This is a genomic window from Oscillospiraceae bacterium CM (genome assembly GCA_022870705.1).
Lineage (GTDB): Bacteria > Bacillota > Clostridia > Oscillospirales > Oscillospiraceae > Sporobacter.
The window spans coordinates 1,635,604-1,648,340 of record CP072107.1; the positions used below are offsets into that span (position 1 = coordinate 1,635,604).

The following is a 12,737-nucleotide window of genomic DNA, read 5'->3' on the forward strand; positions in this document are numbered from 1 at the left end:
TAACCGGGTTCTTCAACAAGCTGCGTACGCATGTTATGACATGCGTACGCTTTTTTTGCTTGTTTTCATCGCTTGTTAACCTATGGTTAACAAAATTAACAAAAGTTTACGACACCTCCCTTGCTAATTTCCGCTTTGGAAAATATAATGTGGCCATGAGGTGATGATATGGGACATATTAAAATCGGCGCATTCATCGCGGCAAAACGGAAAGAGCGCGGCTTGACACAGGAGGAGCTTGCCTCTTATCTCGGTGTCTCAAAGCCGGCCGTTTCCAAATGGGAGTCCGGCCAGAGCTATCCCGATATCGTGCTGCTGCCTGTTTTGGCCGCCTTTTTCAACACAAGTGTCGACGCGCTGCTCGGCTATGAAGCGCAGCTGTCTAAGCAGGAGATCAAAGCGCTGTACAAAAAACTCTCCGCCCGTTTTGCGACTGAACCGTTTGAGACGGTTATGGCTGAATGCCGTGATTATGTTAAAAAATATCACGCCTGCTGGAATCTTCTATACGCGGTTTCACTTCTCTATACAAACCACGCCATGCTTGGAGGCAGCTCCGACGCGGCGGAAGCCGTGCTGCATGAAGCCGCCGCGCTGCTCGAGCGCGTCGAGACGGAGAGCGGCGAGGCAACGCTCGCCAAAGAGGCGTTGTCCCTTCGCGCCTACTGCTATCTGGCCACAGGCCGCGCCGCCGAGGCTATCGATCTCCTCGGCGACGCAGACACACACGCGCTGCCGATTGACCCGCTGCTGGCGAAAGCGTATATGCTCAAAGGTGATACCGACCGTGCCAAGGAGCTGCTCCAGCGCTTTATCTACACAAGCGGCGTCACCGTTATCGCCGCGATGCCGGATCTGATGCTGCTGTATGCCGATACGCCAAATAAGCTGGACGCGTGTCTTTTAATCGCCGCGCTAATCGGCGACGCATTTGAGCTTCGAAAGACCCAGCCTCATCATTATTTTGCGCTGTATCTGACAGCGGCTGCCCTATTTGCCGCCCTCGGCGCTGTAGAAAAGGCCCTCGACATCCTTGAAGATTACGTCGGCATCGTCACCGACGAGACTATTTATCCGCTGAAACTGCGGGGCAGCGCGTTCTTTGACCGAATTGAGCCGTATTTCGATACACTTCGTCTCGGCAACATGGCTCCGCGCAGCGAAACGCTGATTAAAAAGGACTTAAAAGACGCCGTTATCTGCAACCCGGCCTTTGACGGCCTAAAGACGCTCGACCGTTTCCGTGCACTTGCCGAGCGGCTCGGCCGTTTAGAATAATCACTTAGAAAGGATCTGTCAAAATGTCTAACTTGTCAGCACTCACGCCGTATATCCCCTTTCTCATTCCGATTGCCGCCGTCGAACTTGGGCTTCTGATTGCCGCACTCATCTCGATCTTTCGCCACAAGACATATCGCGTCGGGAACAGAGTTATCTGGATTATTGTCGCGGTGGTCTTCAATATCATTGGCCCCATCCTTTACTTTGCCATCGCGCGGGGTGACGAGTGATGGATATCCTATCCCTCCGGCACGTGTCAAAAAGCTTTGGCAGTCTCGACGTCATTCGAGACCTGAACCTGACTGTCCGGGAACACGCCGTCTACGGCCTGATTGGTAAAAACGGCGCCGGTAAGACGACAACAATGAAAATGGTGCTCGGCTTCTTAAAAGCGACGGCCGGCGAGATCACCGTCTGCGGCGAAAAAGTTGTTTACGGCCAATCAAAAACGAACAGGCATATCGGGTATCTGCCGGACGTGCCGGAATTTTACGGCTTTATGAGGCCGATGGAATATTTAACGCTTTGCGGTGAAATTTCCGGCATGACGCCGTCGGACATTAAGCGGCGTGCCGGAGAATTATTGGAATGCGTCGGCCTCGGCACCGTGAACAGAAAAATCGGCGGGTTTTCACGCGGGATGAAGCAGCGGCTGGGCATCGCGCAGGCATTGCTCGGCGCGCCGAAGCTTCTGATTTGCGACGAGCCGACGTCGGCGCTCGACCCGGTCGGGCGCAAGGAACTGCTCGACATCCTTCAAGGCGTCCGAAGCGAAACAGCGATCATCTTTTCAACACACATTCTTGCCGACGTAGAGCGCGTTTGTGACGACATTGGGATTTTGGACGGCGGCCGGCTTGTTTTAAGCGGCAGGCTTTCCGAGGTCAAAAACACATACCGAAGCGATTGCGTGTTCATTGAACCGGCAAAAAAAGAAAGCGCCGGGCAGCTCGCCGAAAAACTGGCGTTACTGCCGGACGTTAAAAGTGCCGCCGCCGCGGAAAACGGCGTCATCGCACAGCTGCAAAGCGGCGGCGACGCGCGCGCCATCCTCTCCGCTCTGGTCAGCGCGAATCTCGCCATTGTCAAATTTGAAGTCCGCGAGCCGTCGCTTGAAGACGTCTTTCTGGAGGTGATCCAATGAACGGCTTGATCGCTTTTTCAAAGAAGGAATTGACAGAGCAGCTGCGCAGCTTTAAGGCCCTTATCCTGATGGCCGTTCTCTTCCTTTTCGGCATGATGAGCCCGCTCACGGCAAAAATCCTGCCGGACATTTTTACCGGGATGCAGGTTCAGGGCATTACAATCATTATTCCGACGCCGACCGCGTTTGACGCGTATGCCCAGTTTTTCAAAAACGTCGGCCAGATGGGGCTTTTGGTTCTCCTGCTTTTATACGGCGGCCTGCTGTCGCAGGATGTGACGAAGGGGACGCTGATTGTTCTGCTTGCCAAGGGGTTATCCCGCAGCGCCGTCATTGCAGCGAAGTTTATCACTTCACTCATCGTCTGGACTGCCGGATACGCCCTGGCCGCGTTTACCGCCTGGGGTTATACCATTTATCTCTTCGGCGCAGACGTCGTGCCGAACCTTCTGCCGGCTTTTTTCAGCCTCTGGCTTTTCGGGGCCTTCCTTCTTGCGCTGCTGCTTTTTGCCAGCACGGCAGCACCGGGCAATTACGGCGGGCTTTTGGTAACGGGCGCGATTATCATCGTGATGCTCATCCTGAACACCTTCCCGATTGTCTCAAAATGGAACCCCGCTACACTTGCGGCCTCGAGCACCGCGCTGTTAAACGGCTCTCTCTCAACCGGGGAAATGGCGGTGACGGCTTATCTCACGGCTGGTTTAATTGTGGCGCTCGTCGCGCTGGCCATCGTTATTTTCAAAAAAAAGCAGCTATGAGCATGTTGTGGCAAAAGCCGAATATAACATCAGAAAGAGGCAGGCCTTGTCGGCCTGCCTCTTTGGCACCTATGCGGCAGCTATGTTGTCGCCGGTTATCTAACCTTTATAATCGCTCCCCGATGTCGCTTCCTTGATATCGATAATTGGCGTTTTATTAATGTCAAGTAACTTCAATATAGCAATAATATCAGCTTTGTTAATGTCAATATCACCGGGTGTACCGTTTCTTAAAGTATATCGTCCGTTGAACCATAGTGCTGCACCATCGCCAGACGTTGCGCTATTTATTGATCCATTCGTACCCAGACCATCACCGTTAAAATCAAATGTAATGGCCGCATATATTAATGATTCACAGTCTGAATACAGATCCTCGCTGCTATTCCAATCCTTAAAGGGAGCATTGTTGAGCTGCCATGTATTATAGTATTCCGAGTTAATGTCATCTACCCAAACAGTACCCGGAATAACACTCTTAAAAAGTAAATTTGTTTCGGGCTGTGTCAGGCCGAAAACAAAACCAAGCGCGAATTTTCCTTTGGGAGTTTTGCCATCGCCATCAGATTTGTTTGGCGTAATACCATTTTTGCCGATATACCCTAAGCACGAATATTCTTTTGTCCATTTTCCATCAGACCAGTCGTAAAGGGTTATGGACGCATTGCTGCCATTAGCTAATACTTCGATGACTTGTGGATACAACGGGTCGAGAGCGAAATCTTTGCTTGTTATTGGCGTGGTCTGGCTCAGCGACGTATTGATTATGCATTCATAACCATCACCTGCGATACCGTAAATAGTCGCGATAATATTAATATTCCCGTTGTTATCAAAAAACATTGGCATATCTATCGTAATAGCGTCAGAATAAACCGTTGAATTATATAGAGACAGCACTTCTTCGACGTGATTTTTGTAATTCTGAACTTCCCCCTTAAATCTATCACATATACACGCTCTGGCAGCATCAATGAAAGTTTCTTGGTCTATGTTTACCAAGCTTAATAGTTCGCTATTGCTAATCTGCTTTCCGGTGTTCTGGTCAACATTATAGACCTGATAAGCGATAAAGTCGTCTCAGTCAAGACATTGTTTAATTATGATTGATACAACGTCTCCCTGTACATAAGTTGAGTAACTTACGTCAAGCAAAACAGGGCTGCAGCCGTCCTTCATAGTTATCAACTCTTTATTTATTTCTTCCATACAATTAGTATATATTTCCGAGTTTGTGTTCTTGGCATCTGCGGTATCCAAGTTAATTTTTGGGACGTGATAAGAAATTTTGTATGAATTGTTTACACCGTCCGTATAAAGATCTTCATATGTATACTGATCGGAAACTAAACCGCCTGATCGGTCCTGCGCGTCAGAAACACCCGGTCGTCCATTACGAAAAGTCAATATGATGCCGACCACAGCTATCGCTATGATTATGATAACGGCAGCAATCATCGAACCGATTATAAGCTTTTTAGGAGCCATAACGCATCCTCCTTGGTTGCTTAATGGGAAGCACATTATCTGCTGCGGTAATTAATCCATTCTATAGCGTCCAATATGTTTCTTTTGGGCAAAAAAATACTGCTTAGACAGATTGACCTATCGGTCATTGATTTTTGGATTGAAAGATAAAGCCGTTGCAGGTGTGGTAAGTCGGACATGTCACCAACTTTACCAAGTAGGTAAGCTGAATATGGTACGGAGTCTTCGTAATCATCTGACAGCGTGAACTAGAATTAGTTTCAAATATCGGATCAAGCAAAGACCTCCTTAGTAAAATAATTATCCTTTTTCAGATTGCACTGGCTGGACACTCAAAGACATAACCTCCAATTTTCCGCATTGCGCCTAATTGCTATTACCAGTAGCAAAAACTCATCTCTTTTTACATAATACACCTTAATATTCCAGTTTGGAAGATAGTATTATCACTGTTTTTGGGAAATTTAGAATTTTGTGTTGAAAAAAGAAGAGGCAGGCTGAAAAACGCCTGCCTCTTTGTTATATGGTTGGCTCGGTGCTGGGTGTTACTTCAAGCTGTCATATATTGATGCCAAATTTGCCGTCATGCGCTGGAGATAGGACTGCCCGTCCTCTGAGCTTTCCAGCGTATAGATCGTCTTCACCTGTGCGCCGACCTCATTGGCCAGCGTTTGGGAGACGGCTGGGCTTGCCATTTGCTCGGCAAAGATTGTTTTGACGTTGTGTTCCCGGCAGTATGTGATCAGCGCCGCGAGCTTCTGCGCTGTCGGCTCGCCTTCAGCGAAGACATCTTCGACGCTGTTTTGCGTCAAGCCGAAATCACGGCAGAGATAGCCGAACGCCGCGTGGCCCGTGACAAAATCTTTCGTCGAGACGGTTTGGAATTTCGCGGCGTATTCTGAATAGAGGCCTTCAAGCTGCGCAGTAAAATCGGCACCGTTTTGTTCAAACAGCGCTTTATTCTCTGGCGACGCCTTGATGAGCGCATTTTGAATATTGCGGACCTCGACTTGAGCGCCTTTGAGGCTCAGCCAGAGATGCGGGTCATACTGCCCGTGCTCGCTGATTTCCGCAGCGTTTGTTAACACAATCGGCTCGGCGCCTTCCGACGCGTTGACAACAATTAACCCGCTGTTACCGGATGATGCCAGCGCCTCATCCACCCATGACTCCAGCCCAAGACCGTTATAGACAAAGACATCGGCCTCCGAGAGCGCCGCAAGGTCCTTTGCCTTCGGCTCGAAATCGTGTACTTCCGTGCCGTCCGGAACGATCACGGAGACTGCGACCTTGTCGCCGCCGACGGTTTCGGCAAACTGCCGCAGCACATCAAACGTCACAACGACCTTGATTTTACCGTTATCAGCTGTCTGGCCCTTCGGCTGCCCGACATTGCAGCTTGAAGCGCCGAGTATGACGGCGAGGCCGACCATGAGCGCAAGCCATTTTTTAACCATGCTTTTTACCTCCATTGCGTGTTGACAAAGGCAATCCATTGAGACTGCTTTGCGTATATAAATGGGTTTGACACGGCGGGCACACAAAGGCCCGCGCTTATCATAAGAAGCGCTTTAGCGCACGAGCTGCTTACGCGCGTTGAAAAAGCCCTTATAAGCCAGATAGCAGGCGACAAACGACGAAATGGACGTTGTTGACAGCAGCATAAACGTCACCATTATCTGATACTTAATGGCGTTCAAAGGCGACGTTCCCGCAAGGATAAGGCCTGTCATCATGCCGGGGAGGGCGACGATGCCAAGTGTTTTCGCCGAATCGATCGTCGGCATCATGCCTGTTCTGATGGCGTCGCGGATGATCTCGACGGTGGATGGCAGGATATCTGCCCCGAGCGCCAATTTCGTCTCCACTTCCTGCCGTTTTATCTTGAAATCGGATGTTAGCTGCCGATAGCAAAGCCCCAGCGCGACCATCGAATTGCTGATGACCATGCCGCCGACAGGAATGATCTGGTACGCGTCATACGCAATCGCCCCGGCCAGAATCAAAACAGAGAGCGTGACGGCTGTCCCCAGGGCGATGGCTGCGACGGAAATGAGCCATCCGTTTTTGAGACCTTTTCCCCTTTTTGCGGCGTTATAAGCGGCGTTGACCATCATGAAAATAAGCAGCAGCGTTGTGAAAACGGGGCTTTTCATGCCGAATATATACTGCAGAACATACCCGACGGCAATAAGCTGAACAACAGCCCGGATGACGCTGACGAGCGTTTCCTTCTCAAGCTTCAGCTTCTGCCAATACGAGAAAACAAGCGTTATCAGAACAAGCAATGACGCTATCAAAAGCGATGTCAAACTGATTGGATTTGATCCCGTCACCTTAAAACCTCCCACGATTTCAGCTTGCCAGCTTCCATAATCATCTGCGTGTCGGCGATACGGCGGCTTTGCAGAGGATCATGTGTGACCCACAAGACGGTCGTCCCCGCTTCGTTTTCAGCTTTGACGACACGCTCAACGGCGGATGCGTTCTCTGAGTCAAGCGCCGACGTTATTTCGTCGAGCAGCAGAATCTCTGGCCTGAACAGCAAAGAGCGGATGAAGGCAATCCGCTGCTTTTCGCCCCCGGAAAGGTCTTTGACATCACGCGCCAAATAATCGTCCGTCAAACCGATCATCTCAAACAGGTCGCGCACCCGGTTCTGATCGATCCGTAAATTCCTGATGGCGTACGGGAATTTAATATTATCCAAGACCGTATCACCAAAGAGATACGGCGTCTGAAAGCAATAGGCGATGCTTCTGCGCAGCTGGATGGGATTGTACGCCTCTAAGCTTTTACCGTTATACACAATGACGCCGCCCGTCGGACTAATCAGATGACTGCACAGCCGGAGCAGCGTGCTTTTGCCGCTGCCGGACGGGCCCATGATTGAAACACAATCCCCCGCGTCTATGCGCAGCGAAATATTATCGAGTATTGTTTTCCCGTCGCTTTCATAGCTGACGTTCTTCAATTCTAATAACGGCAAATGAAATACCCCCATTGACCATTGGGAGAACAGGGCGCACTTATTCAGCTTCATATTCACCGAACCGATCTTTCGGGACTTAAAAGCTTGTTTTCCCGTTTGAATTGTAACACGATTTCCGGGGAACTTCTATAGAGAATCTGACACGCCGACCAAAACGGGCGCGGCCAGGCGAGGTGATTCCCGCCGGGCCGCGCCCGCTCTTTTTTCAGAATAATGCCGCCTACTGCATTGCAGGCTGAAAATTCTGCTGCTGCTGACTGAGGACGGCCTGTCTCCCTTTCTCCGTCTGTTCCATGTCGTTCGGGCTGAGCACGTACAACAGCTGCTGAAGCTCGCCGACGTGCTGCCGCTCCTCGTCGGCAATATGAGCTAAAACCTTCTTAACGCGCATATCGCTCGTCGCCGCCGCGTGCGCCTCGTATCCGATGATTGCCTCGAGCTCCCCTGCAATATCGACACGGAGCGCCTGGAGCGTCTCCTCCGGCGTCATCTGCTTTGTGACGTTGGCGACAAAGGGGTTTCCTAACAGTGCCATCTGATCACATCCTTTCCTGTTTTTAGGATGCGTGGCCGAACGAGATAATATGTATGACGTTCCGAAGATGCGGAAATAAGGCAACATCCTGCAAAATTAACAGAATATTGACATTTGAAGCGCCGCAGTCCCTTTAAACAGAGGCTGCCGCTGTGCTACAATAAAAAAACCGACACAGGAAAGGTTTGATACTGTTATGGGTTCAAACGATCAAGAGATAATGACACGAGACACACCGGAGCAGCCGGACGGCCCGGATAGGTCCGCGAAAAAGAAACTGAAAAAACGCTGGATTATCATCATTGCGGCGGCCGTACTGGCTGTTGTTTTCATCGTTTTAGCCAGCCTTTCATCCTCCCGGAAATCACTGACAAGTGCCGCGTATACGCCGTATACGGTCAAGCGCGGCGACATTACGGTGACGCTAAGCGGCAGCGGAACACTCCAGCCTGCCGACGCTTACACGCTCAACGCTCTCGTCTCCGGCGACGTTTTGTCGGCGCCGTTCGAGGAGGGTGACACCGTTCAAAAGGGCGATGTGCTTTATACGGTTGATAACGCCGACGTAGCTGCCGCCGTTCAGCAGGCGGAGAACAGCGTCGGCGACAATCAGCGCCAGTATAATAATGCTTTAAAGCTGCAAAGCGACCTGACACTGAAAGCGGGCGGCGCAGGTTCCGTGACGCAGCTGGCCGTTCAGCCCGGAGACACGGTCGCGGCGGGGCAGACCGTCGCCGTCATCCGTGACATGAACGTCATGTCCGTGACGGTGCAGTTCCAGAAAAGCGCGGCGGCCGGATTCTCCGTCGGCCAATCGGCGGACGTTTTTATCAACAACTTCTATGAAACGCTCCCCGGCGTCGTCTCCAAGGTCAGTTCTGTGGACATTGTGCTGCCGGGTAACATCATCGTCCGTAATGTCACGATCGATGTGAATAACCCTGGCGCCATTTCAACAGCAACGACGGCAAGCGCCACCATCGGCGGCACGACGAGTATCGTTGACGGGACGTTCACTTATAAATACGAGGGCAGCCTGAAAGCGCCGGCGAGCGCGACCGTCATGACCGTCAGCGCCCCGGAGGGCAGCCGTGTTGCAAAGGGGCAGACTGTCGTCGTCCTCCAGAGCAACGATGTCGATAATCAGGTTTCCGCGGCACACAGTGCGCTTGAAAACGCCCAAATCAATCTCAGCACCCAGCAGCGAAAGCTTGAAAGCTACACCGTTACCTCTCCGATTGACGGAACGATTGTTGAAAAAATCGTCAAGCAGGGTGACACGCTAAAGGTTGGCGAGGGCGTCTGCACGGTTTACGACCTCTCTCATCTCTCACTAACGCTTAATGTCGACGAGCTTGATATCAAGTCTGTGCGGCCGGGACAGGCCGTCACACTGACGGCGGATGCCGCGCCGGGCATGACGTTTAACGGTGTCGTCGTCACCGTCAACATCAAGGGGACGACGAAAAACGGCGTGACGTCCTATCCCGTCACGATTCAGCTCGACGAGACAGACGCGCTGCTTCCCGGCATGAACGTTGATGCAAAAATCATCCTCGAGTCTCTCCATGACGTTTTGACCGTCCCTGTTGCCGCCGTCCTCCGGGACAATTTTGTCCTGCTCCAAACGGGAACAAAGGAGAAAACAGACGCCGGTATTCCCACCGGATTCACATCTACGCCCGTCACACTCGGCCCGTCCAGCGACACGGATATCGTGATTACCGGCGGCCTCAAGGAAGGTGACGTTATCGCCGTTATGGACAATACGCCGACGTCGTATGACACAAACCTTTTCGCCGGACGGGCGGAAAACCGTATAGACAACGCCAGCAACACATCGAGCGGCGCCCCCACGACAGACAGTGCCGCCGACAGCGGCGACACCCCCGCGGGTAATGCCGGATGACGCCGCTCATTGAATTTCGGGACGTCCGGAAAACGTATGTCCTAGGCGGCAGCCCCGTCCGTGCTGTTGACGGTATCAGCATGGCCGTCTCGAAGGGCGAGTTCGTTGCCATTGTCGGCCAGTCTGGCTCCGGCAAAACAACGTGCATGAACATCATCGGCTGCCTTGACGTGCCGACGTCGGGCGCTTACCTGCTCGGCGGCAAAAATGTGGGCCAGATGGATGATAACGCCCTGGCAGACATCCGCAACAGGATGATCGGCTTCATCTTTCAGCAATATAATCTGCTGCCGAAGTTATCCGTGCTTGAAAACGTTGAGGTCCCGCTTTTATACGCCGGGCAGCCAAAAAAAATCCGGCGTGAGCGCGCCCTTGAGGCACTCGCGCGCGTCGGTTTGTCGGATAAGCTTGCCAACAGGCCAAATCAGCTCTCCGGCGGCCAGCAGCAGCGTGTTTCCATCGCGCGCGCCCTCGCGGGCGGCCCGTCCGTTATTCTGGCCGACGAGCCAACCGGCGCGCTCGACTCCAAGACGGGCCGAGACGTTCTATCCCTTTTAAAGGCCCTGCACCGCGAGGGCAACACCATCGTCCTCATCACGCATGACCCGTCCATTGCCGCTGAAGCCGGGCGTGTTATCCGCCTGTCCGACGGGCGCATTGTATCCGACGGGGCACCGGAGAAACAAAACAGCGGAGGAGGCCCTGCATGAGAATTGTGCAGTCTTTTCAGCTGGCGCTGAAAACCATCGTCACAAGCAAAATGCGTTCTTTTTTGACGATGCTTGGCATCATCATTGGCGTTTCCGGCGTGATGGTTATCGTCGGCATGGGCAACGGCATGCAAAATTATATGACAAACAGCTTTAAAAGCCTCGGGACGGATTTGCTGACCGTTACCATCACGGGGACGGCGACCTCTAAAACGGTCACGCCCGACGACATGTACACGCTTGTTGCGGAAAACACCGCCTACCTAAAAGATGTCTCCCCGATTGTTAAGGTTGTCGGTAGCGTTAAAATCGGCAGCAGCACGCTTGATAAGACAAGCGTCACAGGCGTCAGCGAATCTTACGCCGCGATGAAAATGTATGACATGAGCGGCGGACGATTTTTACAGTACGTTGATATCGCGAGGCGCGGCAACGTCTGCGTCGTTGGCAGCTATATCAATAAAATGTGGTATAACAGCGACGCTATCGGCAAAACGATTAGAATAAACGGCGTCACGCTGACGATTGTGGGCACCGTCACGGAGCAGTCTGAAAGTGAAGAAGGCGGGACGGACGACGCCGTCTATATCCCCTATACGACGGCCGCGCGTTTATCGTCGACCGGGATGGTCAACGTCTATAACTTTCAGGTCGTTTCGGAGGACAATATTTCCAAAAGCAAGGAGATTATTGGCGACGCGCTCTTCCACGTCTATGGGACAAAGGATGCCTTTACGATCATCAGCCTCTCCGAGATGCTCAGCATCATGACAACAATGCTGAACGTGCTGGTCTCGGTCCTTGCGGCGATTGCCGCCATATCCCTCGTCGTCGGCGGTATTGGTATTATGAACATCATGCTCGTCTCCGTCTCTGAGCGCACGCGTGAAATCGGCATCCGAAAAGCGCTGGGCGCCAAGCGCCGCCACATCCTGCAGCAGTTCGTCATTGAAGCGGCGACGCTCAGCGCCCTTGGCGGCCTTTTCGGCATTGGCTTCGGTTACCTTCTGTCGGCCTTGGCCACCGTCATCCTCAAAAGAGCGCTTGACCCGAATCTGGCCGTCGTCCCGTCATTTTCCGCGATTGTAATCGCCTTCGGCATATCAGCTGCCATCGGCATTCTCTTCGGCTATCTGCCTGCGAGAAAAGCCGCGCGCCTCAACCCAATTGACGCCCTGCGTTACGAATAACTGAACCAAAATTCAAGGAGCGGCAAAAGCCGCTCCTTATGTTATGTTGTCGCTTTGACCGGGTGGCGCACCACGGTTTTCAGTTTTGCCGGGTCTGATTTGCGCGGATCACCGAGATAAATCTCATGGTGGCGGCGCGCGGCGGAGAAATCGGGTACAAGCGCATTTTCACGCATAAACACGTTCATTTTCTCCACCGTCTCCGGCTCTGTGGCGTAGGGCCCGACATGGAGGCATTGAACGCACAGGCCCTCTTCAAATGTCTCCAGCCGTGCTTTTGACGCGTCAAGGCCCGGCTTTTTCTTATGGACTTCCGAAACGGCCCACTCCAAAACACCCGACGTCACAAAGTCTGGTTGCCGAATCACCGCCGTCCAGATAAAATGCGCATTGCCGCCGAAACGAAACAGCCCACCGTCGTCATATGCCCAGAAACCTTCCAGCGGCGGGACAACATAGTCGACGTATCCCTTTAGTTCCCGTCCGCCCATTTTGCTCATTTTGATCGTGTAGGCCAGCGCGTACAAAAGCGAAACAGCCTCGGCAAATTCGCCGTCCGGCATGTTGGGGTCGCCTTTCCCGTCGACCATGAGAAAGGTCATCTCGGGAACAAGGATTTTTGAGGGCTTCGCCCTGGGCTGGTAGAGCTCCTTAAACGCTTTTTTGTAATCAATCTTGTCCATACGCTGCATCCCTTTCTGTGTTTATCAGATACGGTCAGCATACC

At 52.3% G+C, this 12,737-nt stretch carries 14 protein-coding genes; 7 read left to right on the plus strand and 7 right to left on the minus strand.

All coding sequences use genetic code 11. The annotated features are described in order from the left end of the window. Nucleotides 1-168: 168 nt before the first annotated feature. Genes IZU99_08030 through IZU99_08045 form a run of 4 tightly spaced genes read left to right on the plus strand, consistent with a single transcriptional unit; the run spans nt 169 to nt 3,186 of the window. The gene (locus IZU99_08030) at nt 169-1,278 is read left to right on the plus strand and encodes a helix-turn-helix transcriptional regulator (protein UOO37201.1); all 1,110 of its coding nucleotides are present in this window, start codon (nt 169-171) and stop codon (nt 1,276-1,278) included. Nucleotides 1,279-1,301: 23 nt separating this feature from the next. Continuing rightward, nucleotides 1,302-1,511 (plus strand): PLDc N-terminal domain-containing protein, encoded by a 210-nt coding sequence (locus tag IZU99_08035; protein ID UOO37202.1) that lies wholly within the window; start codon nt 1,302-1,304, stop codon nt 1,509-1,511. Further along, nucleotides 1,511-2,425: an ABC transporter ATP-binding protein gene (locus tag IZU99_08040; protein ID UOO37203.1), complete on the plus strand. Its 915-nt coding sequence runs from the start codon at nt 1,511-1,513 to the stop codon at nt 2,423-2,425. Before IZU99_08035 ends, IZU99_08040 begins: the two co-directional genes overlap by 1 nt. Continuing rightward, on the plus strand, nt 2,422-3,186 hold the full coding sequence (locus IZU99_08045) for an LPXTG cell wall anchor domain-containing protein (GenBank protein UOO37204.1): 765 nt from the start codon (nt 2,422-2,424) through the stop codon (nt 3,184-3,186). The genes IZU99_08040 and IZU99_08045 overlap by 4 nt, the downstream gene beginning before the upstream one ends. A 99-nt stretch (nt 3,187-3,285) precedes the next feature. Here IZU99_08045 and IZU99_08050 read toward each other — a convergent pair whose 3' ends face one another. The 6 genes from IZU99_08050 to IZU99_08075 form a co-directional block, all read right to left on the minus strand. After that, on the minus strand, nt 3,286-4,188 hold the full coding sequence (locus tag IZU99_08050; protein ID UOO37205.1) for a hypothetical protein: 903 nt from the start codon (nt 4,186-4,188) through the stop codon (nt 3,286-3,288). A 78-nt stretch (nt 4,189-4,266) separates the two neighbouring features. Then, the gene (locus IZU99_08055) at nt 4,267-4,674 is read right to left on the minus strand and encodes a hypothetical protein (GenBank protein UOO37206.1); all 408 of its coding nucleotides are present in this window, start codon (nt 4,672-4,674) and stop codon (nt 4,267-4,269) included. 545 nt (nt 4,675-5,219) lie between these two features. Then, nucleotides 5,220-6,131 carry a zinc ABC transporter substrate-binding protein gene (locus IZU99_08060; protein UOO37207.1) on the minus strand — a complete coding sequence of 304 codons (912 nt, stop codon included), beginning with the start codon at nt 6,129-6,131 and terminating at the stop codon, nt 5,220-5,222. 114 nt (nt 6,132-6,245) lie between these two features. Next, nucleotides 6,246-6,992 (minus strand): iron export ABC transporter permease subunit FetB, encoded by a 747-nt coding sequence (fetB, locus tag IZU99_08065; GenBank protein ID UOO38796.1) that lies wholly within the window; start codon nt 6,990-6,992, stop codon nt 6,246-6,248. A 14-nt stretch (nt 6,993-7,006) separates the two neighbouring features. Beyond that, nucleotides 7,007-7,663 (minus strand): ATP-binding cassette domain-containing protein, encoded by a 657-nt coding sequence (locus IZU99_08070; protein UOO37208.1) that lies wholly within the window; start codon nt 7,661-7,663, stop codon nt 7,007-7,009. A gap of 223 nt (nt 7,664-7,886) precedes the next feature. Beyond that, nucleotides 7,887-8,201 (minus strand): demethoxyubiquinone hydroxylase family protein, encoded by a 315-nt coding sequence (locus tag IZU99_08075; GenBank protein UOO37209.1) that lies wholly within the window; start codon nt 8,199-8,201, stop codon nt 7,887-7,889. 220 nt (nt 8,202-8,421) lie between these two features. Here IZU99_08075 and IZU99_08080 point away from each other — a divergent pair, with 220 nt between their 5' ends. The 3 genes from IZU99_08080 to IZU99_08090 are packed head-to-tail and all read left to right on the plus strand — an operon-like array spanning nt 8,422 to nt 12,010. Next, on the plus strand, nt 8,422-10,110 hold the full coding sequence (locus tag IZU99_08080; protein ID UOO37210.1) for an HlyD family efflux transporter periplasmic adaptor subunit: 1,689 nt from the start codon (nt 8,422-8,424) through the stop codon (nt 10,108-10,110). Beyond that, complete coding sequence (locus IZU99_08085; GenBank protein ID UOO37211.1) at nt 10,107-10,820, plus strand: ABC transporter ATP-binding protein; 714 nt, start codon at nt 10,107-10,109, stop codon at nt 10,818-10,820. The genes IZU99_08080 and IZU99_08085 overlap by 4 nt, the downstream gene beginning before the upstream one ends. Next, a complete protein-coding gene (locus tag IZU99_08090) occupies nt 10,817-12,010 on the plus strand; it encodes an ABC transporter permease (GenBank protein ID UOO37212.1) in 1,194 nt (397 codons plus the stop codon). The genes IZU99_08085 and IZU99_08090 overlap by 4 nt, the downstream gene beginning before the upstream one ends. A gap of 41 nt (nt 12,011-12,051) precedes the next feature. Here the strand turns inward: IZU99_08090 and IZU99_08095 are convergent, their stop codons facing one another. Beyond that, entirely contained in the window at nt 12,052-12,693 is a 642-nt protein-coding gene (locus tag IZU99_08095) for a GyrI-like domain-containing protein (GenBank protein ID UOO37213.1), read from the minus strand. Between the last annotated feature and the right edge of the window lie 44 nt (nt 12,694-12,737).